Source organism: Schleiferia thermophila, from assembly GCF_003337435.1.
Lineage (GTDB): Bacteria > Bacteroidota > Bacteroidia > Flavobacteriales > Schleiferiaceae > Schleiferia > Schleiferia thermophila.
In genome coordinates this window covers 28,046-51,497 of sequence record NZ_QPJS01000006.1, presented here as the reverse complement: position 1 = coordinate 51,497, position 23,452 = coordinate 28,046, and the positions used below count along the sequence as shown (strand labels likewise).

Below are 23,452 nucleotides of genomic sequence, written 5' to 3'. Positions count from 1 at the left end.
AAGTTTCAGGTTTTTTTTCTGACCGTTGATAGTGTCACGATCATGGGCAGGAAAGTAGCGACCAGGAATACACCAGCCTGCCGCTGAAGTATGGATTCAGTAAGCATTGCAAAGGCAATGACTAGAACCATCATTGTGCAGAGCCAATTTCGGCCATAAAACACAGGCAACAGCAAGGCGAGAAAAAGAAAAACTACACCTACTCCCCTTTCGGCCAGGGATTGGAGGAACTGATTGTGGTAATTATAAAAGCCGTCTCTCAGATAATATACTTTTTCGCCATCCCAGAATTTCTCATCACATGCGCTGAGGCGCTCCATCAAAAGCTTATCGGCCAGTCCCGGCTTATACCCTGTGATTGGAACTTCACTCAGCAGTTGAAGCGCTTCTTTCCAGATAAATTTCCTGTGATTGGTTTGCTTTCCATTTTTAACCTCCTTTAAGCTTCTGACTTCATCTAAGGTTTCATGCATCCTTCGATGTACCTCAGGTACAAATACATACAGCAAAGTGACACATACTGATAGCAACATAAAGTACATCAGGACTTTTTTTGTTTTGAATTTTTTTGAACTGAGAAAATGAATAATCAAAATGAATAAGAGAACCACCCATTGTATTCTGGATGCGAGAAGTATTACAGCAGCAATCAAAACGGATATCGCTGCGATTTTAAAGGATTTTTTAATAAAACAGGGCTGCCTAAGCAGCAGTACGATTGCAACGTTGTAATACAGGCTTAAATAATGTACGGGGAGGAAAAAATAAGGAGACCTTTTCGAATATTCAATGGAGGGATCTGAAATTTCAATCGCAATAAAATATACAATAAAAACCAGTGCAGAAAAAATGGACGAAGCCAAAAAAATATTTGGCAGATAAGTTTTTGAATACCTTAAAAAATCTTCATCATATACTACAAAAGGTAAACCCCAGAAAAGTAAGGGAACTTGTGTATTCATTATCTGGCGATACTCCGGGACATCCAAGGTCGGCAGACCAGAGAGATAGAGTAGTACAAGGCACAGATATACCCAGGCTGCAGGCCAATTGATGGTCAGCTGTCTCGGATTTGACGTCAGGCTGATAAGCCACCCGATGCCTGCTACCATCATTCCAGCAGATGCAGGAAGCCAGGGTGGTTGAAAAGGCAAAAGGGCAACATAATAAGACATGCCTAGCGAAAGAATCCAAAAAGCTGTTTTACGCAGCTTATGGTTGGACACTGTCATCAGGGATTGAGGATTTTTCTGTACTCATCGGGGTGGGTCAATACCCTGATAGCTTCAGCCACATCATGGTCAGCAGTAAGTGATTTTTGGATTCTTCCTTCCTGGTATTGGGCTCTGGAGACTATTTCCTCTTCCAGATAGCGGACGATTTCTTGTTTGTTTTTTTCTACATCGTCTTCTTTCGAGCGTTGGAATCTCTTTTTCAGTTTGTTTAGTTCGTTTTCTATTTCGACAAAATATTGTTCATCCTTGGTCGTTTCAACGATTTCAGAAAGGAGTTTTTCAGTTCTTGTCTGATAAGAAACCTCTTTGTCTTTTAACCAGTTTTTAAAGGCAGTCCATTCATTGTCGGACAACCGAAAGTTGACATCAATCTTGTCTCTTCCTTTTTTGTCCACGAAGAGAGTAACCCAGTCAAAGATCAGGTTGTTCTGAATTAAGGCTGAAAGGATAGGGCTGAATCTTCGAGGTTCGGTCACTATATCGGGGTCTATACCTCCACCATCGTAGACAGTTCGTCCATTTCTTGTAGTAAAACTCCTCCTCAGCGAATCGGCTACAGAAGATACAGAACCATCTTCATTGCGTTGGGAATAGTTTATGGCTTGTATACACCTGCCGGACGGTGTGTAATATTTGCTTACGGTTACTTTGAGTTGGGCGCCATAGCTGAGTTTTCTGGTTTGCTGAACAAGTCCTTTGCCAAAAGAGCGCTGTCCGATCACAACTCCTCTGTCTAAATCCTGCACAGCTCCGGATACAATTTCGGAAGCAGAGGCTGACCCTCTGTTGATAAGCACTACAAGAGGCACATCGGTATTGACCGGATTGTCCAAGGTTCGGTACGAGCGCTCCCATTCTTTAATTTTTCCTCTGGTACTTACGATTTCCTGGCCTTTTGGAATGAAAATATTGGAAACATTAATGGCCTCTGACAGTAGACCTCCGGGATTGCCCCTCAGGTCGAGGATTACACCTTTCAGATCAGCATTTTTCTGCAGGTCTGTCAATGCATCCTTGATTTCTTTGGAAGCTTTGTCGGTAAAGTTGGTCAGATTGATGTATCCAATGCCTGGTGCCACATACCCGCAATAAGGGACGGCTTTGAGCTGGATTTCCTCACGGTTAATTTTCAAATCCAATATGCGGTCCCCGCGTTGTACCTTTAAGGTAAACTGGGTACCCGGACTACCTTTCAACAAAGCACTGACTTCGCTGTCGGAAAAACCTTTTAACGATTTATCGTCAATGGCCAGAAGCAAGTCACCCGGTCTTACACCGGCCTTATCTGCAGGAGCATCTTTGTACACGCTTACCACCATCACATAGTCCTCTCGCTTACGGATGCTGGCTCCTATACCTCCGTACTGTCCGGTAGTTTGAATTCTGAAGTTTTCGATTTCGGATTCTTTGATATAGGTAGTATACGGATCAAGCGAGCTGAGCATGGACTGAATGGCTTTGTCCATCAATTTGGCCGGATCGGTTTCATCCACATAGTAGAGATTGATCTCTTTGAAAATATGTGAGAAGATATCGAGCTGTTTGTGTATTTCGAAGTAGTTGAGCGATGTAGCGGAAATGAGAAACAGGGCTACAACGGTAAATCTGAGTACATGCTTATTTTTCATCTTCTGGCTTGCCTTGATGTTCAACAAAGGGAAATTCCCGTGCCAATTTCTTAAAGGAGAGGTCTATTTCACTCCAGGTTGGAAGTTTTTTTCCGATATATATAAACAACATTAAGAAATCATTATTGCCCTGCGGAAGGAGATTTTTATTGAGCCGGTAGCCTTCTCTCATCAGTCGTCGGATCCGGTTTCTGTCATGGGCTTTTTTAAAAACCCGTTTCGGCACTGCGAAGGCGACACGTCTTGAGGGATTGTTAACAAACAACACTTTAAGCGGAAAAATGACCTTGCTGGCGCCATTTGAAAACAGTAGTTCGAATTCTGTTTTTTTCTTGATTAATTCAGCCTTTGACAGTCGGAAGTCGGGCACAGCATGGTAGGGATTGGAAGTGAGTCAGAAGCCTGAGTACCCGGGGCGGGACTTGAACCCGCACCCGCATTTCTGCAGACAGGATTTTAAGTCCTGCGTGTCTACCGATTCCACCACCCGGGCTAAATGAAAAACCCTCCGAGCAAACGGAGGGGGTTCTTGAGCGAGAAACGGGACTCGAACCCGCGACCCCGACCTTGGCAAGGTCGTGCTCTACCAACTGAGCTATTCTCGCAATCGGGCTGCAAATATACAGGCAGCCAGAAAAAATGTACAAGTAGGCTTAATGAAAATTTTATTCATACTCAAAGTTCACGTCTGTACGACTTGTTGCAAGAAACAATGGGTATATGTTATTCGAAAATTGAACTTTTTCGGTTTAAAACGCTGAAAAACAGATTAGATAAAAACACAAAAAGCGAAGCCAGGAGGTTGTACCAGAGGTATTCGACAGTGAGACCGGGAAATTTGTGCTGGAGGAAATGAAGACCTAGTATGCCCATCTGCGCAACAGAGGCCGTGAGTAATAAAAAAGGTGCAGAGGTCTTTTTCACAAAAAAGGCAACCAGAAAAATTCCAAGAATGGTTCCATAAAATAAGGAACCGAGGATATTGACCATTTCAATAAGATTGTCAAACAAAGAGGCTATTATGGCAAAAGCAATGGCCAGAAGACCCCAGAAAAAAGTTACGACACGAGAACACAATAGGTGGTATTTGCTATTTGGACCAATTATGCCGAGGCGATCGAGGTAATCGATCATTGTAGTAGTGGCAAGGGCATTGAGTTCACCGGCAGTAGAGCTCATCGCTGCCGACACAACCATTACCACTACCAAACCTATCAGCCCGTGAGGCAGATAATGTACAACATAGTGAAGAAAGATGAAATTGGTATCTTTAGGCGGTTTCGTATCACTTAAGAAAGCGTATTGCTCCAGGTATTCTTGCTTTACTGATGCGATTGCTGCCGAAAGTGACGCAATCGCTTCAGGTTGTGCTGAATTGTTTTTAACGTAGTCTTTTAGTTGATTTTTCAGTTCGCTATATTGATTTTCCAGTCGGCGAAGCTCAGGATGATTTTGAAGTTGAATCTGATTGCGCAATGAAGGGTTAAACACCATAGGCGCATCAGCAAAAGAAAAAAACATCCAAACCAAGACTCCGATAAAAAGGATGAACAACTGCATGGGAATTTTCAATAAACCATTAAAATACAATCCTTTGCGGGCCACACGGACATTACTTCCCGATAAATATCGCTGCACCTGGCTCTGATCAGTGCCAAAGTAGCTGAGCGACAAGAAGAACCCTCCCAACAAACCACTCCAAACGGTATAGCGTGTACTTGGGTCAAAACTCCAATCGAGTAACTGCAGTTTGCCATTAAGGTGGGCCGCCTCCAAGAACAGCTTCAGAGAAGCTGTTCCCGAAATGCTGTAGATGAGAATCCCTGTAACCACAAACAGGGAAAGAAAAATTACTGCCATCTGCCATTTTCCTGTAATCGAAACAGCACGCGTACCTCCGGAAACCGTGTATACAATCACGGCTAATCCCACCACTACACAAGTAGTTACAAGGTCCCAACCAAACAATACACACAATACAATAGCCGGCGCATAAATGGTAATCCCTGCTGCCAATCCTCTCTGAATCAAAAACAAAAAGGCAGTAAAAAGCCTGATCTTCAGGTCGAATTTCCTTTCCAGATACTCATAAGCAGTAATTACACGGCTTTTATAGTATTCATCTATAAAAAACCTGGAAATAAACCATACGGCAATTGGCAATCCGAAATAGAACTGTACGAACCTCAATCCGCTTTCGTATCCCAATCCGGGTGCTGACAAAAATGTTATAGCACTGGCCTGAGTAGCCATTACAGATAATCCTACAGTAAGCCAGGATGTATTGGTGCCTCGGTGAAAATCGCCGGAAGAAGCTACTTTTCTCGTCTTCCAGGCGCCATATCCCACTATAAAACCTATGCTAATAAAAATCACCAACCAGTCAATCCAATTCACTGAACCAAATTAAAAGTGAGGAAGAAGTGTAAACTTTCTGCAAAAAAAGCACCCTGAAAGATAGCTTGCACCAATTTATTTGATATTTGTGCACCAGATACATATCTACCTGGAACCAAATATCCTTGCTATGATTCGGAAAATTGTACTTCCAATACTCCTTTGGAGCGTGGCCACTACATCAGAGGCCCAGTTCAACAATGAAAGAATCGCGAATGAGTTTAAGCAAAATTTGAACAGCTATCTTGAAGCGTACCTGCGCCCCGCCTTTGATGGAACGGCTAATATCAGCCCACTATTGTGGAACTTGCCTTATGAGAACTCAAAATCGTACAACTTTTCTATCAATCTGAATACCGGTGCTTCATTTCTTCCTATTACAATGGCAAATTTTGATTTCTTTTCACTTGATAGAACTCAAAATTTTGAGCTCAAAAATCCAGGCAACAATATTTTACCAACCATCGTGGGTGGAGAAACGGACAATGAAATTTACTTCTACGTAACAGACAACAATGGCAACCGCGTGTTTGACCCCATCAGAGGCCACCATGTGAGGGCTGAGATTCCTGCCAATGATGGTTTTGACATTGGAGTGACACTGATTCCCACAGCAGCTGTGCAGCTAGGGGCCTGGCTACCTGTCCATACCGGTATCGGGCTCAGATACATCCCCACCATTATAGGCGATGATATTCAGTTTGGTTCGTTTGGATTTTCACTTCAACACAATCCATTGGGGTGGTTTGACCTGCCGATAGATGTTATTGTGGGATATAGTTTTAACCAGCTGACATTTGTCGGAAAAAATTTTGTCGAAGATGCCAATCCCAATCAATTCATTCTGGAAAGCCGTACCAACGCCATTGACCTGACGATCACCAAGAGATTCAGCTTTGTAAAACCGTACATTCAGTTAAATTACATAAATAACGTAAGCAGCGCCGACCTCAAGGGAACGTTTAATTACACATTTTCAGATTATCTAGGTGTACCGGCAGGGGTGTTGCAAAACCTGAGATTTAGCGTCACTGATCCAGTGTCCTTCAGCCGGTCAAATCAGTTTTTTAATGCGGGAGTTGGAGCACTTCTGACCTGGAAGAGCTTTTTTATGAATACGCACCTGATGTTTGGCAAGTTTCAGAATGTAGCGGTAAGCCTCGGATATCAGACCAGTATTTAGAATTCTGAAGACCTCCTCTTCAGATACCGGTATGGTTCGAGCGCATTACAAGACTGAAATAAACACTCACGAGTAAAGCTGCGCAAGCGCTGACAAACAGAGCAGGCACAGGCCCATACATCTGCCATATCAGTCCTGCCAATGAACTGGCCAGCATCAGGCTGATGCTTTGTAAAGCAGTATACGCTCCAATAGCCGTAGCTAGGTCTCTATGAGGGATGATGTCAGAGATCCATGCCCTGGCTACGCCTTCGGTGCAGGCATAAAATCCGCCGTATAGAACAAAGGCGATGAGCATCGCGTGCAGGGCTGTCTGCATAGCCAATAGTGCATACACCAATGAAAAAATTAAAAAACCAACTGTAGTTACGAACTTCTTTCCCACTCTGTCAGACAATATACCGACAGGCCAGGCAAGAAGCACATACGAGAGGTTGAAAAGAATGTAAAACCCAATCACTTCATAGTCTGAATATCCGGCGCTTTTGACACGGAGGAGCAAAAACATATCTGAACTATTGAACAAGGCAAAAAAAATCAGACCTATAAGGATTTTTTTGTATGGCTTAGGAGCTGATTTGACATAGCTCAGCGATACTAGCAACGATGGGATCCTCATGTGGCCACTAACCGAATGAACGGGTTTTTCACTGATTAGAAATGTGAGAAAAACAGAAATTAGCCCAGGGATAAAGGTTAAGAACAAAAGCCAGACATACTGACCAGGAAAAAGAAACAAAAAGCCAAGTGCCAGCAGCGGTCCAAATACTGCACCGAGAGTATCCATCGAACGGTGAAAACCGAAAACTGCACCCCGGTGCTCTGGTGAAGCCTCTTGAGCCAACAGAGCATCCCGTGCAGCGGTGCGGATACCTTTGCCAAATCTGTCGGCAGTGCGGGCAGAAAAGATACCTGCAGGATGAGTCCAGACGGCCAATAAAGGTCTGGAAAGGGCACTCAATGCATATCCGAGACGAACAAATGGCAGTCGCTTGCCAATCTGGTCTGACCACCGACCAAAAAATCCTTTGCTCAGCCCTGCAGTGGCTTCGGCCACCCCTTCAAGCACACCAATGAAAGCAAACGAATAACCTATTGACTGCAAATAGACGGGAAGAATCGGGTAAATCATCTCACTGGCCACGTCAGTAAATAAACTCACGAGCGATAGCACCCAAATTGTGCGTGTGAGATACCTGGCCTTCACTGGCAATCAAAAAACTGAGTTAGATATCAAGCACAACATCTTCCTCCGGACTGCTTTTCTGTTGGCCATAGGGCAGCGGATTTGTGGTTATTTCTTTGTGCAGCTTCCTGTTTTTCAATACGTCTAAAGCTGTCCAGACTGCCTGTTTAAAACTGTTTTCATCCGCCAATCCCTTTCCGGCAATGTCGTATGCCGGCCCATGGTCGGGCGATGTACGTACAATGCTAAGCCCAGCTGTAAAATTAACACCTTGCTCAAAGGCCATCAGTTTAAAGGGAATAAGCCCCTGATCGTGATACATGCTGATAATACCGTCAAATTTTTTATAGTGTCCACTGCCGAAAAATCCATCAGCTGAAAATGGCCCATAGACGAGGATACCTGTATTAAAAGCCTTTTCAATAGCCGGTGTTATGGTCGTGACTTCTTCCAAACCAATTAGGCCCGTATCGCCAGCATGAGGATTGAGACCCAACACTGCAATTTTTGGCTTACGAACGCCAAAGTCAATCTTCAGACTTCGCTCAAACCTGGCGATAGTATCCAAAAGTATCTCTTCTGTAATCATGGCTGGTACCTTGGACAGGGGCACGTGGACCGTAAGCGGTGTAATGCGAATCTGCTCACTGCACAAGATCATCATCGATGTACCGTCAAAGTGATGCTCAAAAAACTCCGTATGCCCTGGAAATCTGAATTCCTCACTTTGGGTGACGTGCTTGTTGATAGGGGCAGTGACTACGGCATCAATGGTACCTGATTTAAGTGCCTGAACTGCAGCCATCAGGGACCTTACCGCAAACTTACCTACATTTGGATCTGGCTTGCCAAATTCCAATGTAACCTCTTCCTTCCATGCATTCAGAAGATTGGGTCTTTTGGGATTAAGCTGGGATATATCGTTGATGATGTTGAAGCTGAAATCTGTGATGTTGAGTGCTTTTCGATGATAAGAGACCACCTTGGAGGAAGCAAACAACACTGGAGTGCACAACTCAGTAACCCGATTATCAAGCATGGTTTTAATGATGACTTCCAGGCCGATGCCATTGAGATCCCCGCAGGTAATGCCAAGTACGGGTTTAATTACGGTACTCATCAATCCAGTATTTGAGAAATTCGACCAGCAGACGCACCCCTGTACCGGTTCCACCCTTGCCCCGGTATGCATTGCCATTATCCTCTAAAAATGCTGTAGGAGCTATATCAATGTGAATCCATGGATAAGCGGTAAAATGTTCCAGAAACTTGCCTGCTGTAATTGCCCCGGCTTCGCGCCCACCGATATTTTTAAGGTCGGCAATCTGGCTTTTGAGCATGTCTTTGTATTCTTTCCAGAGAGGCAACCTTACACAGCGTTCGTAAACAGCATATCCTGCCTTTTCCAACAGGTGGAAAGTATGTTCATCGGCAGTGCCCATCACCACGTTGGCATGCTTGCTCACAGCCATCACGGCTGCCCCTGTGAGAGTAGCGAGATCGATGGCCAAAACAGGTTCATATTTTTTAGCATATGCCAGAGCATCAGCCAGGATCAGACGGCCTTCGGCGTCGGTATTCAGCACTTCCACTGTGGTGCCGTCGTACATAGTAATCACATCACCTGGTGTGAGGGCATTTTCACCCGGTCTGTTGTCAGTAGCCGGAATAAGCCCTGCCAGAAAAATGGGCAACTCCAATGCAGCTACTGCATGGAAAACACCAAGCACTGCAGCTGCTCCGCTCATATCGCTTTTCATGCTGTCCATCGATCCGGGTGTCGGTTTCAGACTAAGTCCACCCGTATCAAACATTACCCCTTTTCCTACCAGTACTATGGGTTTATCGTTGACAGCGTTGGTAGGCTTGTATTCCAAAACCGTGAAGGTAGGAGGGTCAATTGATCCTTTATTTACGCCAAGCAAGCCCCCCATTTTGAGCGCTTCAATTTTTTTCTTTTCAAAAATTTCTACCGAGAAATTGAGCTTTTTGCCAAGTTGTACGGAATATCCGGCGAGGTCGGAAGCATTCATGTCCATCACTGGAGTGTTGACCAGATCACGAGTAGCATAAACTGCCTCGGTCAGTGCCGTCAAGTATCTGATATTTTGGTCGGTTACTTCTGGTAAAATCATTTGGCTTAGCCGTACTTCTGGCTTTTTACTCAGATATCGGGAAAACCTGTAACTTCCCAGGGCTATACCTTCTGCCAGAGCCAGAACAAACTTCTCAGGGCCATTAATAATTATTGCTCCATCGGTCCACTTTTCCAGTTCAGGTACCAGTTCTGAACCTGTTACTCTGCACCATTCCAAGGCTTCTGGCTCAGCAAGGGATGTTTCAGGCATTTTCACCAACCACCGGCTATCCTGTCGAATAAACTTTACATCCTTCTGAGCAAAGTATTTGCGCTCTGAGGGGTTGAGTGTCGATTGAATTTTTTCTTCTGTAGTACATGTTATTTGGAAATTTACATTCTCAACATGCTTGTTGGTAAATTTCATAGGCTAATTTTTTTTAGTTAAGAAGGCCACAAAAGTAAAGATTACCGGAAAGGTCGGTGATAGGTCAATAAAATAAGAGCATTGAGAAACAAGGAACCGCTTCTTTCCTTCAGGAAGGAAGCGGTGGTTGCCTTATAAATTGGAATCAGAGTTTAAAATCTTCAGGTTTAAGCCCGCTGTTGATTTGAGCGGATGAAAAGGTCAGTTGGATGGACTGATTGCCCTGTCCCTGGCGGATTTTTCCCGGTATTTTCAGCCCTTGAACATCGCGGTAATCTCCCATTTCAACGTAAATACTCAACTTGCCCTGGGGAGTCTCCATATGGAATTCTTGTCGGACTTTGTAGAAAGTTTCTGTGTCGAAGTATTCCATCGTGATTTTACCTCTTTTGTCTTTGACTTCGAGTGCATAAGCAGGGCGTCCATCGATGTTTTCCACGCCTGTCAATTTCAATGAATATTCCGGATTGAGATATAGAGATTCTCCGACCAACATGGCCTGCTGGCGAAGATCATCGAGCTGCTCATCGGGGATGTCTGAGTCGCCCATCATGGATGTAGTACGGGCTTTTTTTCCGTTATAAACAGTTCTTTGGAGCGAGCCCATTCCATCTACGAGTAATTCATTACTCATCATGGGTGGGTTGGTCAACAGTCGCTTGGTGATGAATTTGCCTTTGAAGGGCATTCCAGTTATTTCTGCACTGTATTCGGTGGTGATATCTTTGATTGAGTTTATCACCTGCTCAGATCCGATGGCTGCGATGTAGTTTCGGATGATTTGCTCAGGGCTTATGTTCATGTCGGCTACTGCTGGCCCAGATGCAGAGATTTCATTGCCAAAAGCATCATAAAACTGTATACTTCCAAAAGTCCTGAGTTTTTCCACTACATCGGAAGCCTTACCCACTACAACAATATGAGCTCTGTCAACATTGAAATATTTGCGGCTAACGGTACGGACATCTTCAGCTGTAACGGCATTGAGGGCTTTCAGGTAGTTTTTATAGAAGTCTTTTGGCAGGTTGTAGCGTTCGATATCAATGGCAAAGCGGGCGATGGTCTGGGGGTTTTCAAGCGATAGGCCAAAGGTTCCGGATATGTATTTTTTTGCCAGATTGAGCTCAGCTTCAGTGACCAGCTCGTCGCGCATTCTTTTGATTTCCTTTATAATTTCGGAGATAGCGCTGTCGGTCACTTCGTTTCTCACTTCAGCGGAAGCATAGAAGCTGCCAGCGATTCTGTCGGTATTGTATCTGGAATAGGCTCCATAGGTATACCCTTTAGTTTCCCGCAGGTTTAGGAACAGTCTGCCTTCAGGACCTCCAAGGATCTGGTTTGCAATCCGCATCGCGATGGCATCGGGATGGCCGGGTGGCAGGTCAATGACATTACCTACATGAATGGCAGATTGTACAGAAGCATTTCTGTTGCTGAAATGAACGACGGGACTTTGAGGACTGGCTGGGAAGGGGTATTTAGCTGTCGGAACCTGCCCTTTTTTCCATCTGCCGAAATATTTTTGAGCGAGTTTGCGCGCATCTTTCTGGCTGATATCGCCTACTACAGCAAGAATTGCTGTGTTGGGTCTGAAGTAAGTCTGATGAAAGCGTATGCAATCATCGAGGGTGATTTTATCTACGGATTGTTCGGTCTCTACCTCTCCGTATGGATGGTTTTTGCCAAAAAAGGCCACATTGGTCACATTGGTTCGGATGGCCGATGGATTATCTTTGGCAGCCTGTATTCCGGATATGGCATTCAGTTTAATGCGCTCAAAGTCTTCAGCTGCCATGGCAGGGTTAATGACCACTTCGGAGAGCAGTTGAAAGAGTTTTTCGGCCGTACGGCTCAGCCCGGATATATTGGCTCCGGTTGAATAAGTTGACAAGGAGGCGCCTATAAAATCTACTTCTTCATTGAACTTTTCTTTAGGGAGGGATGTGGAGCCGTTCTTAATAAGCTCACCGGTAATATTGCCCAACCCTGCCCGTTCGCCTTCGAGTACCGGGTCATACGTGAATACAAGATTCAGACTCAATCGCGGCAATTTTTTATTTTCAACTACAATTACTTTAAGGCCATTTTTCAAAGTAAAGGTTTTGTAGTCTCCAAGTTGGATTTCGCGGGCAGGAGCGGGTTCGGGTCTTTTGCTTCTGTCCAATGTCTGCGCCATGGTTACACCTGTCATCATCACTGCTGTAAGTATTGTGTGAAAAATATTTTTCATTGAATTATGGTTGAGAGGTTTTGGGTAGATAGTAGAGTACAATTCTTTTGCTGGGATCGAGGTAGGCATTGGCTACCCGCATCAGGTCTTCGGGAGTGATGGCAGCTATTTTTTGGCTCATGGTGTTGATCAGGTTGGCATCGCCATAAAACACTTCATATTCGGCCAGCAGGTCTGCTATACCCTGCATGCTTCCCATTTGACTGATTTGTTGATTTTCAAATTGATTGAGAAGCTTTTGGAATTCGCGGTCGGATATTTTCTCACTTCTAACTTTTTCAATTTCAGCATTCATGCTGTTCAGGATATCCAAGGGATCTTTACCAAAATTGGCCAAAGCCAGGGTAATGAAAAGCCCTCCATCTTCCAGGTCGTAGGGAAAAGCAACTACTTCGAGCGCAATTTGCTGTTCATCGACGAGTTTTTTACGAAGTCGTGAGCTGTTTCCTGTGCTGAGCAGGCGGCTTACTAGGCTTAGCGCCAGGGCATCGTCTGAATTTTTCGATGGCATGCGGTACGCTACAAATACAGCAGGTAGTTGTATGTCGTCGTAGATGGTATCGACGATTTGGCCTTCAAGGGGTGGTTCGGTCACATCAGGTCTGGGTATGGTTCGTCCACCGCGCGGGATGTCTTCAAAATATTTTCTGACCAATGCTTCGGCATTGTCGTATTCAATGTCCCCGGCAATTACGAGTACAGCATTTTCAGGGACATAAAAGGTTTTGTAGAAATCCATAAACTCTTCAAGTCTGGCGGCATTGAGGTCTTCCATGGTGCCAATAGGAACGCTTTTGTAGGGATGGATTTTGTAGGCGCGTTTGAAAAGGTTTTCCTGAAAGGACATATACGGCTGATTGTCGATTCGAAGGCGCTTTTCTTCTTTTACTACTTCTCTTTGAGTTTCCACACCTATGGTATCAATTTTGGCATGGAGCATTCTTTCGCTTTCCATCCATAAGGCCATTTCGAGCTGATTGCTGGGCAGGACTTCATAATAGTAGGTTTTGTCATGAGTGGTGTACGCATTGTTGACACCTCCTGATGCTTGAATGAGTTTCATAAACTCTCCTCTTGCGATGTGTTCGCTCCCCTCAAACATCAGATGTTCAAAAAAATGTGCAAAGCCCGAACGCCCGGGAAGCTCATTTTTAGAGCCAACCTTATACAACACTCCAACGGCTACAATGGGCATGGTATTGTCGCGATGCATGATTACCCTCAGTCCGTTGCTCAGTTCTGTTTTACGAATATCGATCTGGGTTTGACCTATGGCAAAGTGCGTCATAATGACTAAAAGAATTAGATTATTGAATTTTTTCATCGGATGTTTTTTTCGGTGAGAAAAAAGATGGGTGCAAATTAACTTTTTTAACTGGTTTGAGATTCCTTAAAATTCCCCGTACGCATAAATATTTAATCAGTAAGATTGCGATTAGGTATTTGGACGATGATGTACATGGAAAAACCCCTGGTCGGGGAAGTCTCCTACCAGATTCAAGGTTGGGCTTATTTATCGGAAAGGATATGATTTTTTACTGTTTTCAGGGAATTTTCCGTTTTTCTGGAAAATCTGTTTCGCTCCCTTCCATCAGCCGGTGAGGAAAGTGTGGCTTAAGGAGACCAGCATGCGGAAGATTTTTTCCATTTTTTGGGCCTGGATGCATTGCAGGCATGCCTTACAATCAAAGCCTGCATATGGCACGAAAATATCCGATAGACCCGTTGGCTGCAGAGCGGTTGGTTGTCCATCATCAACATTTTATAGAAATAAAGATTGTATTTTCTGTTTTTGTTTTCAGCATCTTATTCGGGAGATGTTCGATGGCCGGAGGAGGAGATTGGTTTCCGGCTACACTGATGCATGTGCTCTTTATCCGCTATGAGTTGAATACCCGTTGATCACCAGCAAATCCGGCGACATAGTACAAAGTCATTTTCAGTAAATGTCCGTAGGTCAGGAGGCGACTGGATTCTTTTCCGATCTTAAGAATAAAAACAACAAAGCGCCTTTTCAGGCGCTTGCTTGTGCGGGCCTAGCAGGATTTTGGGTGTTTTTTTTCTTTTTGCTAGGCCTTCTTTTGCCATAGGTACCACGGTGGATTTTACCTCTTTTAGTCTTTAAATCTCCCTTTCCCATAGCAGATTGTTTTGGTTTGAGTTGCAAAGGTACAAGCACATAAGTATACATCGAGTCCGAAACCATTTACGTATGCCTGGTGTACAGCGATTAACTGCAGACCACATAAATAATCGACATAAACAATACAAACACTCTCCAGGTAAATACCTTTGCACATATAAAAATTTTGCAATCTTGGAAAAAAGCACGATACGTGAGGCCCTGACCAATGTGACAGCTCCGGGCGACTCGGAAAACATCGTACAAGCAGGACGTCTGCTGAATCTTCAAATTTTTGGCGACGAAGTAGTGGTAGATGTACAGTCACCTTCACCTGCCTTGCATAATAAGAAAAAACTTGAAGTTGACATTCTGAAAGCCATACACGATCACGCCTATCCAAAGGCCAAGATCAAGGTAAATGTTTCAGTAGCCGAAAATGCCAAAGAAGATATCCCCAGGCTGAGAGGTAGTGAGATTCCGGGAGTTAAAAACATAATTGCCATCGCCTCCGGCAAGGGAGGAGTGGGCAAATCCACCATATCAGCCAACATAGCGGCAGGGCTGGCCCGAATGGGTTTTGAAGTTGGACTGGTAGATGCTGACATATACGGACCGAGCATGCCCATCATGTTTGATGTGCCCAATGCCCGTCCGCTGTCGGTACAGGTAAACGGCCGTGGTATGATGCAACCTGTGGAGAGCTATGGTGTAAAACTTTTGTCGATTGGCTTCTTTGCTCAGGCCAATCAGGCTGTGGTATGGCGCGGACCCATGGCCAGCAAAGCTCTGAACCAAATACTTTGGGATACGTACTGGGGGGAGCTCGATTTTATGATAGTGGATTTGCCACCGGGTACAGGTGATATTCACCTCTCGCTGGTACAAAGCGTCCCACTTACGGGTGCGGTAGTAGTCACTACACCACAGCCCATATCACTGGCCGATGCCCGAAAGGGAGTGGCCATGTTTCGCATACCTTCCATCAATGTACCTGTGCTCGGGTTGGTAGAAAATATGAGCTGGTTTACGCCAGCCGAATTGCCCGAAAACCGTTATTACATCTTTGGCAAAGATGGGGGTAAATATCTTGCTGAAGAGCTAAACGTACCTTTTCTTGGTCAGATACCGCTGGTACAAAGCATTCGCGAAAGCGGGGATGTAGGCCGCCCGGCAATATTGCAAGAAAACACACCGGTGGCAGAAGCATTCAATATGGTGATCCGCAGGATGGTGGAAGAGCTGATGATTCGCAATGAAACCCTCCCCCCAACGGAAGTTACCCGTATTACAACCATGGCGGGCTGCAGCGCTGTGAAAAAATAACCGGTACAATGATAAACGATTTTTTACAACTCAAACTCCAACCCATCAAAGCGGTGCTCTTTGACGCAGATGGAGTACTGACAAACGGACAGATCATCATCGACAGCCGTGGGGAGGAAATAAAGGCCTTTCATGTAAAAGACGGCCAGTTTTTTCCGTTTATGCGGTATTGTGGTTTTGTGCTTGGATGTATTTCGGGACGCCATTCCACATCTTTGGCCACTCGTATGGAAGCCCTGAAAGTTCACTTTGTCAAAACCGGCGTAAAGAAAAAATCCGAAGCCTATCAGTTCTTTAAGCAAACCTATGGATTGACGGATGAGCAGATTGTCTACATAGGCGACGACATAAACGACCTGAAAGTCATTAAACAGGTTGGTTTTTCGGTTGCGCCAGCCGATGGTCTGGTGCAGAAGTATCATCCGGTGGACTACATCTGCGAGGCAAAAGGAGGAGAAGGGGTATTGAGAGAGATTTTTACCATGCTGGTAGAAGCTCAGAATCTGGAGAGCAAACTGGAAGAGTTTATTGAAAAAGAGCTGTAGATGACTTCCTTATACGAGTATTCAAAGTCCCGGCCTGTAGTGATTGCAGGCCCATGTGTGATGGAAAGTCCCGGTCTGCTGGACGAGGTGGCATCAGTGCTGCACGACATCAAAAACAGAAAGGGATACCGCATCGTGTTTAAATCCAGTTTTGACAAGGCCAATCGCACATCGGTACACTCTTTCAGGGGGCCCGGATTGGAAAAGGGGCTGACCTGGCTGCAAGATATCAAATCGCGCTATCAACTGGAAGTGACCACCGATATTCACGAGAGCTATCAAGCTGGGCCTGCCGGGCAAGTGGTGGATGTGCTACAAATTCCTGCCTTTCTGTGCAGGCAGACTGACCTGGTGGTAGCTGCAGCTCAAACCGGACGTGTAGTTAATATCAAAAAAGCTCAATTTCTAACGGCTGAAGATATGAAATATCCTCTGGAGAAAGCTAAAAGCACCGGTAACGAGCAGGTGTGGCTGACCGAAAGGGGGAACATAATGGGATACAACAATCTGGTAGTGGACTTCCGTAACATTCCTGCCATGAAGCTGCATGGTGTACCTGTGATCATGGACTGCACACATGCCGTGCAACAGCCCGGAGGGGGCGTAACCGGGGGAAATCGCGCGCTGGTAAAACCTATGGCTCTGGCTGCCAAGGCGTTTGGTGCGGATGGGTACTTCTTTGAAGTACACCCTGATCCGCCTAAAGGCCTTAGTGATGCAGCAAATATGTACTATCTGGACCGTTTTGAAGAGTTGCTCGTCGAATTAATTGCCCGATGAATCCAACTGAAATATTCGAAACAGCGCGAAAAACCCTTGATATTGAAATTGAATCGCTGGCGCTCACTTCTGCTTCACTTGACGATGGATTTCTGAGGGCCGTACAGCTTATCAGCCAATCGCGGGGAAAGGTGGTAGTAACCGGTATGGGTAAGTCTGGACATATCGGGCGTAAAATTTCGGCTACCTTGGCCAGTACCGGTACTCCCAGTTTTTTTATGCATCCGGCAGAAGCCTATCACGGCGATCTGGGTATGATCGACAGCCAGGACACAATACTGGCTATAAGCTATTCCGGTGAAACAGATGAAATACTGAAACTGATTCCGTATCTGAAACTCAATGGCAACAAGCTGATCAGCTTAAGTGGAAAATGCGACAGTACACTAGCGCGTAATTCCGATGCTCACATACAAATTGCCATCACCAGAGAAGCTTGTCCACTGGAGCTGGCGCCTACCTCTTCTACCACAGTAACGCTTGCCCTGGGCGATGCGCTGGCCATTTGCCTGATGAAAATTAAAGGGTTCAGGGAAGAAAATTTTGCGCGCTTTCATCCGGGTGGTAGTCTTGGCCGGAGGTTGCTCAGCAAGGTAAAGGATCACATGCGTACAGAGAATCTTCCGGTTGTGCCTCCGGAAAGCTCCCTAGCGATTGTTATCAATGCGATGAGCGCTGGTAGACTTGGGCTGGCTCTTGTCAAGGGCAATGGAAGGGTGCAAGGCATTATTACCGATGGTGATCTCAGACGTCTCTTCGAAAAAAAGGGAAAAAATGCTTTTGATTTGCGCGCTTTTGAAATCATGACTCCTAATCCAAAAACCATTCATCAAACGGCATCGCTCAAAGAGGCTGAGCAAAAAATGATTGATCATAAAATCAACAGTCTGGTGGTGATAGATGAGATGACCGAAGAACTTCTGGGAGTGATTCAGATTTACGATATTCAATAAATTGACTCTTCTAGCCTGAAGTTGAACGGGTTCTCCGTTTAAGGAGGTGAATTCTATAAGTTTTGGTAGCGGTACCCGTGTAAAATGCCGGAAGGAATACTTGCCGGAACGAGACAACTGTAAAAAACTCAGGTATTGGCTTTGGATGCTGATAACTGAGATTAGAAAAGCTGCTGTGTTAAAAGACTGGGATGCAAGGAGATGCGGATGACAAGGGATGTGTCAGAGGGGCCGTCATCACTTGTGCTGGTCTGAAAAAGTCAGGGGTCAAGGATACATTGGAGAAAGTGTGCAGGGATAGATACAGACAGCAGTCTGAAATTACTTGTGCTTGGTGCGGGTAATTCTGCTTTGGATTGGTAAAACTGGATTGGTGACTTGCTAAATGTGTGGTAAATGGCTGGTATCTTGGTGGAAGTACTTCATTGCTGGCTTGAGTATGAATACCTGGAGGCTGGTTGAGCGTGGTAACACGCGCCAGGGCGGAGGCGGATATGAGCCGCAGCAGGCGGGCCGTGTGGCACACGGGCGAGGAGGCGGAGCGGCAGCAAGCCACCGCGGCCCGATGTGCCACGCCCGAACTGCAAGGGGAATAGGAGCCGTAGACCGGCCCCCGGCCGCGCAGATATTGCGGCCGGGGGAGGCGCCCAACGTATTGGAATCCGTAAAGCGATGGTGGAAATGCCGGGGGGTTAAGCACCCGGGGTGATAAATTTACTTGCGACTGGGAGGGGAGGAGTGGGTTAAGGTATGGTACAGCTCCCGGACGATGCCGTCGGCCAGGCCGAGCTTTGGGACATACATCAGCTCGGCTCCTGCCCATCGCATAACGCTCAGGTAGATGCGGCAGGCGTGGAGGATGACGTCGGCGCGGTCGGGATTCAGGTCGAGCTTGAGGATGAGCTCCTGGCGGCTGAATTTTTGGAGGTAGTCAAAGGTGCTCTCCAGATATTCGAGGGTAAGGGGTACGCCTTGGGGCTTGCCGCTGAGCTTGAAGAGGCGGTTGATGTTGCCTCCGCTGCCTACCATTGCGAGGTCTTTGATGTGAGAGGTATTTTGCTTAATCCAGTCTTTAATGGAGTACCAATCGCTGTCGCTTACAAGGCCGTTCAGGAGGCGAACGGTGCCAATGTTGAAGGACGCGGAGGCGGTAAGCAGGCCTTTTTGGATGAGGCTGAGCTCTGTGCTGCCGCCTCCGACGTCGATGTAGAGTATGTTGGGCTCTCTTTGAAGGAGTTTGGTGATAAATTCGTTGTTTTTGATGAGGCGTGCTTCTTCCTGTCCGGAGATGATTTCGACGTGTATGCCAGTTTTTTGGTGGATGTCCTGTATGATTTTGGGGCCGTTGGTAGCATCGCGCATGGCTGAGGTGGCGCAGGCGCGATAGATGGATACTTCATGAACTTCCATGAGGTATTTGAAGGCCATCATTCCGGCGATGATTTTTCTTTCAGTTTTTTTTGATATTTTCTGCTTGGTGAAGGAGTCGCTGCCGAGTCTGACGGGTAGTCGGGTGAGTGAAATTTTTTTGAAGTGGACTTCTTTGTTGCTTTTTATCACATTGGAAATGAGCAGTCTGATGGAGTTGGAGCCGATGTCGATGGCCGCGAGCTGAGTAATGTTCATTTGGGTAAGTTTGGGTGAAATGGTGTAAAGATAGGGTGTGTATCTTTTATTTTTTGGGTGCGTCGAGCCTTGGCATTTTTGTTAAAAAGGGTGAAGGAGGCGGTTTAATGGACAGGGCTGGTTATGGATTGATTTTTAGGTCGAGGAGTTTGAGTTGCTTGGCGGAGTGGCCGTTGAAGGTGTTGAAGTCGAGGGTATAGATGGCATCGACGGTGCCGGCATTGATGATGTGGGGGAAGTGATGGCCTTTAGAAAACCATACGGCTTGTATATATGTATTGGTTTCGGGTTCGTGCAGGTAGAGCTTGATATGGGATTGGTCGGAGCCGATCAATCGGCTGTTGTTGAGTACTTTGAGGTTTCGGCTGATGTAATGTGGGGTTGGATTTCCGATGCCGGTGGGCTGTAGGTGAGTTGTGGAGAGTCTGATGAGTTTGTCATCGATGTCAGCGAGTTTGATTTCGGCTTCGGCGAAGAGTTTTTTTTTGAACGTTTCTGGCGTGGCTTGTCTTTTAATCACCTCGCTGATGGAGTGAAAGAAGAGTTCGAAGTTGTCGGGCAGCAGGGTGACGCCGGCGGCATGGCTGTGACCTCCGAACTGATGGATGATGTGGCTGCAGAAGTTAAGGGCATCGTAGATGTTTACGGTGAGGATGCTGCGGGCAGAGCCAACGAGGAAATCACCGCTGCGGGTGAATACGATGGCAGGTCGATGAAATTCCTCAACGAGTCGTGCGGCTACGATGCCGATTACGCCTTTTAGCCAGTCGTGTCCCTGAAGCACTATGGCATAGCGATAGCGGGAGGGGTTGTGTTTTACCATGTGGATGGCTTCGGAGGCTATGAGGTCTTGAGTGGTTTTTCGCTCGGTGTTGAGTTTTTCGATTTCCTGAGCGATTTGATTGGCCTGGCAGGGTTGGTCGGTGGTGAGGAGTGACAGGGCGAGATTGGCGTGTTCGATACGTCCGGCGGCATTGATTCGGGGCCCAGCAGGAAACCGATATGATGTGATGTGACAGGAGTCTTGATACCTGCTGAAGTGATGAGGGCTTGTAATCCCGGGGATGGGTGTTGATTGAGCACTTGCAGGCCCAGCTTCATGAGGGTGCGGTTTTCATCGACAAGGGGCACCATATCAGCTCCGATGCTGAGGGCCACGAGATCGAGCATGCTGTGAACGTATTCCGGGTCGAGCTCCAGCCTGTGAGCCAGAGTCAGGGCGAGCTTGTAGGCCAGTCCGCAGGCAGAAAGCTCTTTGAAGGGGTAGTGACAGTCGGGGCGTTTTGGGTCTACAACGGCCACAGCTTCTGGCAGGACCGCACCAGGGGTGTGGTGGTCGACGACGATAAGGTGCATTCCTAATCTGCCGATTTCGCTGGCGAGGGCCAGTGATTTGATGCCGCAATCCAGGGCCACAATGGTGTGAACTTTTTCGGCAGCGGCTTTGGCTATTCCTACGGATGTAAGGCCATAACCTTCGGTATATCGGTCTGGGATGTAGGTGGTAAAGTTGGGATAAAAGGTTCTGAAGAATCGGGACATCAGTGCCACAGAGGTAGTTCCGTCTACGTCATAGTCGCCGTAAAACATGATTTTTTTACCCATTCGGATGACTTCAGAAAGGTGGTCGACGGCCTTGTCCATATCGGCCAGCTGAAAAGGATTGTACAAATCCTCTGGGGTGGGTTTGAAAAACTTCCGTGCCAGTTCAAAGGAGGTGATACCTCTGTTGTAGAGAAGTGCGCTGTAAGAAGGGATAAAATCGAGCTGCCGGCTCAGTTCGAGGATATCGGGGGTTATCTCCTGCTGTTTTAGAATCCATTCGTACTGTTCTAGACTCATAGGGCTTGAAATACTTTTCCAGGTAAGCTGATAATAGCCCCCTTAAGCTCCATCTCTGTGAGCATGGACAGTAGTTTTGAGAGGGGCAGATCGGTCTGCATCATAATTTGGTCGATGTGGACTTTTTCGGTACTTTTAAGGAGTTGGTAAATCTCAGCTTCTGCATCGGTGAGATGGGGAAACAAGTCGGCCTGAATGATTTTAGGCCGTTGGTCCCGGCCGGGCAGATCCCAATGGAGGATATTGGCAAGGTCGTCGGCATCGGTAAAAAGGTGCGCCTCGCCTTGTTTGATCAGCTGATTGGTTCCTTCGGAATACACATCGCCTAATCTTCCCGGTACAGCGAAGACTTCCCGACGATAGCTACGGGCAAAATCTGCTGTAATCAAAGCTCCTCCGCTATCGGCTGCTTCCACTACAATTACGACTTCGCACATACCGGCTACGATGCGATTTCTGACGGGGAAATTTTCTTTATCAGGCTTAGAGCCCCGGAAATATTCCGTGAGCAATCCTCCTGAGGCAGAGATTTCTTTGGCGACGGGGGTATGTAGGGGTGGGTAAATTCTGTCGAGTCCATGAGCTAAAACTGCCAGGGTGGGTATGCCGTGTTCAAGGGCGGCTTTGTGTGCAATAACATCAATACCATAAGCCAGACCACTGACTATGCAGACATTGTATTTTTTTAGGTCTTCTACGATTTTCTTAGTGACAAGTGAGCCATAGGGAGTGGCTTTTCTGGTGCCTACGATGGCTACCAGGTGAAAATCGTTTAGGTTGATATTGCCTTTGTAAAACAAAATGGAAGGCGAGGAGGGGATATTTTTGAGTCGGCTGGGGAAGTCTGGTGAGTAGAAGGCGAGTATCTGTATGTTGTTTTTTTTAAGGTAGTTGTATTCCATTTCGACCTGCCGGCCGTGATCTTTGAGAAAGTTTTGGATGCGCTCTGCAAGTACCCGCCCAATACCGGGAGTAGTACTTAAGGCAGAAATTTTAGTCTGAAATACCTGGCGTGCAGTGTGGTGATAGGAAATGAGGGTTTTGGCCAAAGCAGGACCTATCCCTGGAATCATGTGCAGTGCCAGGAAGTAGAAAAGCTCATCGTCTGTAGGGTGCAATGTCTGGGTCATTGGCCCGTTCGATTGATCAATGTGGAGGTTGCCTGTGCAGTAGGCGTCAGTACAATATCGTGAATGCAGACATGCTGAGGCTGATGAATAACGAAGTGGATGCAGTTGGCAATATCTTCGGCTGTAAGGGGCTGCATGCCTTTATAAACGTTGTGAGCGCGCTGAAGGTCGCCTTCAAATCGTACGGTGGAAAATTCTGTTTCGGCAAGACCGGGTGAGATCTGACTCACGCGAATGCCAAACTTAAACAAATCCTGTCGCATGCCTTTGGTTATGGCCTCCACTGCATGCTTGGTGGCACAGTACACGTGTCCACCTGGATAGACTTCTTTACCCGCCAGAGAGCCGATGTTGATGATATGGCCTTTACCAGTTTCAATCATGTATTTGGCAGCAGCTCTGCCCATGTAGAGGAGTCCTTTTACATTGGTATCGATCATGGTGTTCCAGTGCTCCGGATTGGCCAGGTCAAATCTGTCGAGACCAAGAGCCAGACCTGCATTGTTGACCAGTACGTCCGGCGGGCCAAAATGTTCAACAGCTTTACTGGCTGCGACTTCTATATCGTGCTGAATTCTGACATCAGCAGGTAGCGACAAAGTGTTCGAACCCGACATTTGGCACTCTTTCTCCACCTCAGCCAGGCGATCGGCGCGCCTGGCCATGAGGACAAGGTTATGTCCTTCGGCAGCTAGCTTTAGCGCTGTAGCCTTGCCAAATCCGGCACTTGCGCCGGTAATCCATATAGTTAGTTTTGTCATAAAC

The 23,452-nt window shown here is 46.4% G+C and carries 21 protein-coding genes and 2 tRNA genes; 6 read left to right on the top strand and 17 right to left on the bottom strand.

Going from position 1 to position 23,452, the window contains the following annotated elements; genetic code table 11:
- Positions 1–5: 5 nt before the first annotated feature.
- From DES35_RS10625 to DES35_RS10600, 6 genes are all read right to left on the bottom strand, one after another.
- Positions 6–1,232, bottom strand: coding sequence for an O-antigen ligase family protein (locus DES35_RS10625; protein WP_114366528.1), 1,227 nt, complete (start codon positions 1,230–1,232; stop codon positions 6–8).
- Positions 1,232–2,863, bottom strand: a complete 1,632-nt coding sequence (locus DES35_RS10620) for a S41 family peptidase (RefSeq protein ID WP_037359694.1) — start codon at positions 2,861–2,863, stop codon at positions 1,232–1,234. Before DES35_RS10620 ends, DES35_RS10625 begins: the two co-directional genes overlap by 1 nt.
- Positions 2,853–3,233 (bottom strand): ribonuclease P protein component, encoded by a 381-nt coding sequence (gene rnpA / locus DES35_RS10615; protein WP_051889369.1) that lies wholly within the window; start codon positions 3,231–3,233, stop codon positions 2,853–2,855. Before rnpA ends, DES35_RS10620 begins: the two co-directional genes overlap by 11 nt.
- A gap of 37 nt (positions 3,234–3,270) precedes the next feature.
- Positions 3,271–3,356: transfer RNA gene (locus DES35_RS10610), tRNA-Leu, on the bottom strand.
- A 39-nt stretch (positions 3,357–3,395) separates the two neighbouring features.
- Positions 3,396–3,468: transfer RNA gene (locus DES35_RS10605), tRNA-Gly, on the bottom strand.
- Between the two features lie 118 nt (positions 3,469–3,586).
- Positions 3,587–5,260 (bottom strand): sodium:solute symporter family transporter, encoded by a 1,674-nt coding sequence (locus DES35_RS10600; RefSeq protein WP_114366527.1) that lies wholly within the window; start codon positions 5,258–5,260, stop codon positions 3,587–3,589.
- A gap of 130 nt (positions 5,261–5,390) precedes the next feature.
- Between DES35_RS10600 and DES35_RS10595 the strand changes: the two genes are divergently transcribed.
- Positions 5,391–6,443, top strand: coding sequence for a DUF6588 family protein (locus tag DES35_RS10595; protein ID WP_125039389.1), 1,053 nt, complete (start codon positions 5,391–5,393; stop codon positions 6,441–6,443).
- Between the two features lie 19 nt (positions 6,444–6,462).
- Here DES35_RS10595 and DES35_RS10590 read toward each other — a convergent pair whose 3' ends face one another.
- The 5 genes from DES35_RS10590 to DES35_RS10570 form a co-directional block, all read right to left on the bottom strand.
- Complete coding sequence (locus tag DES35_RS10590; protein ID WP_235183083.1) at positions 6,463–7,605, bottom strand: MFS transporter; 1,143 nt, start codon at positions 7,603–7,605, stop codon at positions 6,463–6,465.
- A 64-nt stretch (positions 7,606–7,669) separates the two neighbouring features.
- The gene (gene pdxA / locus DES35_RS10585) at positions 7,670–8,749 is read right to left on the bottom strand and encodes a 4-hydroxythreonine-4-phosphate dehydrogenase PdxA (protein WP_114366526.1); all 1,080 of its coding nucleotides are present in this window, start codon (positions 8,747–8,749) and stop codon (positions 7,670–7,672) included.
- The gene (locus DES35_RS10580; protein WP_037359699.1) at positions 8,733–10,133 is read right to left on the bottom strand and encodes a leucyl aminopeptidase family protein; all 1,401 of its coding nucleotides are present in this window, start codon (positions 10,131–10,133) and stop codon (positions 8,733–8,735) included. The genes pdxA and DES35_RS10580 overlap by 17 nt, the downstream gene beginning before the upstream one ends.
- Before the next feature lie 145 nt (positions 10,134–10,278).
- Positions 10,279–12,363 (bottom strand): insulinase family protein, encoded by a 2,085-nt coding sequence (locus DES35_RS10575; protein ID WP_037359700.1) that lies wholly within the window; start codon positions 12,361–12,363, stop codon positions 10,279–10,281.
- Between the two features lie 4 nt (positions 12,364–12,367).
- Positions 12,368–13,687, bottom strand: a complete 1,320-nt coding sequence (locus DES35_RS10570; RefSeq protein ID WP_037359701.1) for a M16 family metallopeptidase — start codon at positions 13,685–13,687, stop codon at positions 12,368–12,370.
- Positions 13,688–14,061: 374 nt separating this feature from the next.
- On the opposite strand from DES35_RS10570, the gene DES35_RS10565 reads away from it, so the two are divergent.
- Positions 14,062–14,265 carry a hypothetical protein gene (locus tag DES35_RS10565; protein ID WP_125039390.1) on the top strand — a complete coding sequence of 68 codons (204 nt, stop codon included), beginning with the start codon at positions 14,062–14,064 and terminating at the stop codon, positions 14,263–14,265.
- A 112-nt stretch (positions 14,266–14,377) separates the two neighbouring features.
- Here DES35_RS10565 and DES35_RS10560 read toward each other — a convergent pair whose 3' ends face one another.
- On the bottom strand, positions 14,378–14,503 hold the full coding sequence (locus DES35_RS10560; RefSeq protein WP_084180192.1) for a 30S ribosomal protein THX: 126 nt from the start codon (positions 14,501–14,503) through the stop codon (positions 14,378–14,380).
- 177 nt (positions 14,504–14,680) lie between these two features.
- Between DES35_RS10560 and DES35_RS10555 the strand changes: the two genes are divergently transcribed.
- The 4 genes from DES35_RS10555 to DES35_RS10540 are packed head-to-tail and all read left to right on the top strand — an operon-like array spanning position 14,681 to position 18,089.
- The gene (locus DES35_RS10555) at positions 14,681–15,811 is read left to right on the top strand and encodes an Mrp/NBP35 family ATP-binding protein (protein ID WP_235183084.1); all 1,131 of its coding nucleotides are present in this window, start codon (positions 14,681–14,683) and stop codon (positions 15,809–15,811) included.
- An 8-nt stretch (positions 15,812–15,819) separates the two neighbouring features.
- Positions 15,820–16,356, top strand: coding sequence for a KdsC family phosphatase (locus tag DES35_RS10550; RefSeq protein WP_037359704.1), 537 nt, complete (start codon positions 15,820–15,822; stop codon positions 16,354–16,356).
- A complete protein-coding gene (gene kdsA / locus DES35_RS10545; protein ID WP_037359706.1) occupies positions 16,357–17,136 on the top strand; it encodes a 3-deoxy-8-phosphooctulonate synthase in 780 nt (259 codons plus the stop codon).
- Positions 17,133–18,089, top strand: coding sequence for a KpsF/GutQ family sugar-phosphate isomerase (locus DES35_RS10540; RefSeq protein ID WP_114366525.1), 957 nt, complete (start codon positions 17,133–17,135; stop codon positions 18,087–18,089). Before kdsA ends, DES35_RS10540 begins: the two co-directional genes overlap by 4 nt.
- Before the next feature lie 714 nt (positions 18,090–18,803).
- Here DES35_RS10540 and DES35_RS10530 read toward each other — a convergent pair.
- The 5 genes from DES35_RS10530 to DES35_RS10510 form a co-directional block, all read right to left on the bottom strand.
- On the bottom strand, positions 18,804–19,715 hold the full coding sequence (locus DES35_RS10530; protein WP_037359714.1) for a Ppx/GppA phosphatase family protein: 912 nt from the start codon (positions 19,713–19,715) through the stop codon (positions 18,804–18,806).
- A 121-nt stretch (positions 19,716–19,836) separates the two neighbouring features.
- Complete coding sequence (locus DES35_RS10525) at positions 19,837–20,538, bottom strand: DHHA1 domain-containing protein (protein ID WP_114366523.1); 702 nt, start codon at positions 20,536–20,538, stop codon at positions 19,837–19,839.
- Between the two features lie 17 nt (positions 20,539–20,555).
- Entirely contained in the window at positions 20,556–21,557 is a 1,002-nt protein-coding gene (locus tag DES35_RS10520; RefSeq protein WP_114366522.1) for a single-stranded-DNA-specific exonuclease RecJ, read from the bottom strand.
- Positions 21,554–22,687: a DNA-processing protein DprA gene (gene dprA, locus DES35_RS10515; RefSeq protein ID WP_114366521.1), complete on the bottom strand. Its 1,134-nt coding sequence runs from the start codon at positions 22,685–22,687 to the stop codon at positions 21,554–21,556. The genes DES35_RS10520 and dprA overlap by 4 nt, the downstream gene beginning before the upstream one ends.
- A complete protein-coding gene (locus DES35_RS10510) occupies positions 22,684–23,448 on the bottom strand; it encodes an SDR family NAD(P)-dependent oxidoreductase (RefSeq protein WP_114366530.1) in 765 nt (254 codons plus the stop codon). Before DES35_RS10510 ends, dprA begins: the two co-directional genes overlap by 4 nt.
- Positions 23,449–23,452: the final 4 nt, after the last annotated feature.

What these genes read in the sequence shown, in the direction of transcription:
- DES35_RS10580 (WP_037359699.1), bottom strand. Translation starts at nt 10,133, where the DNA reads ATGAAATTTACCAACAAGCATGTTGAGAATGTAAATTTCCAAATAACA.
- DES35_RS10625 (WP_114366528.1), bottom strand. Translation starts at nt 1,232, where the DNA reads ATGACAGTGTCCAACCATAAGCTGCGTAAAACAGCTTTTTGGATTCTT.
- DES35_RS10570 (WP_037359701.1), bottom strand. Translation starts at nt 13,687, where the DNA reads ATGAAAAAATTCAATAATCTAATTCTTTTAGTCATTATGACGCACTTT.
- DES35_RS10560 (WP_084180192.1), bottom strand. Translation starts at nt 14,503, where the DNA reads ATGGGAAAGGGAGATTTAAAGACTAAAAGAGGTAAAATCCACCGTGGT.
- DES35_RS10575 (WP_037359700.1), bottom strand. Translation starts at nt 12,363, where the DNA reads ATGAAAAATATTTTTCACACAATACTTACAGCAGTGATGATGACAGGT.
- DES35_RS10550 (WP_037359704.1), top strand. Translation starts at nt 15,820, where the DNA reads ATGATAAACGATTTTTTACAACTCAAACTCCAACCCATCAAAGCGGTG.
- DES35_RS10525 (WP_114366523.1), bottom strand. Translation starts at nt 20,538, where the DNA reads ATGGTAAAACACAACCCCTCCCGCTATCGCTATGCCATAGTGCTTCAG.
- pdxA (WP_114366526.1), bottom strand. Translation starts at nt 8,749, where the DNA reads ATGAGTACCGTAATTAAACCCGTACTTGGCATTACCTGCGGGGATCTC.
- DES35_RS10510 (WP_114366530.1), bottom strand. Translation starts at nt 23,448, where the DNA reads ATGACAAAACTAACTATATGGATTACCGGCGCAAGTGCCGGATTTGGC.
- DES35_RS10520 (WP_114366522.1), bottom strand. Translation starts at nt 21,557, where the DNA reads ATGAGTCTAGAACAGTACGAATGGATTCTAAAACAGCAGGAGATAACC.
- DES35_RS10595 (WP_125039389.1), top strand. Translation starts at nt 5,391, where the DNA reads ATGATTCGGAAAATTGTACTTCCAATACTCCTTTGGAGCGTGGCCACT.
- DES35_RS10540 (WP_114366525.1), top strand. Translation starts at nt 17,133, where the DNA reads ATGAATCCAACTGAAATATTCGAAACAGCGCGAAAAACCCTTGATATT.
- DES35_RS10620 (WP_037359694.1), bottom strand. Translation starts at nt 2,863, where the DNA reads ATGAAAAATAAGCATGTACTCAGATTTACCGTTGTAGCCCTGTTTCTC.
- DES35_RS10530 (WP_037359714.1), bottom strand. Translation starts at nt 19,715, where the DNA reads ATGAACATTACTCAGCTCGCGGCCATCGACATCGGCTCCAACTCCATC.
- kdsA (WP_037359706.1), top strand. Translation starts at nt 16,357, where the DNA reads ATGACTTCCTTATACGAGTATTCAAAGTCCCGGCCTGTAGTGATTGCA.
- dprA (WP_114366521.1), bottom strand. Translation starts at nt 22,687, where the DNA reads ATGACCCAGACATTGCACCCTACAGACGATGAGCTTTTCTACTTCCTG.
- DES35_RS10565 (WP_125039390.1), top strand. Translation starts at nt 14,062, where the DNA reads ATGGCACGAAAATATCCGATAGACCCGTTGGCTGCAGAGCGGTTGGTT.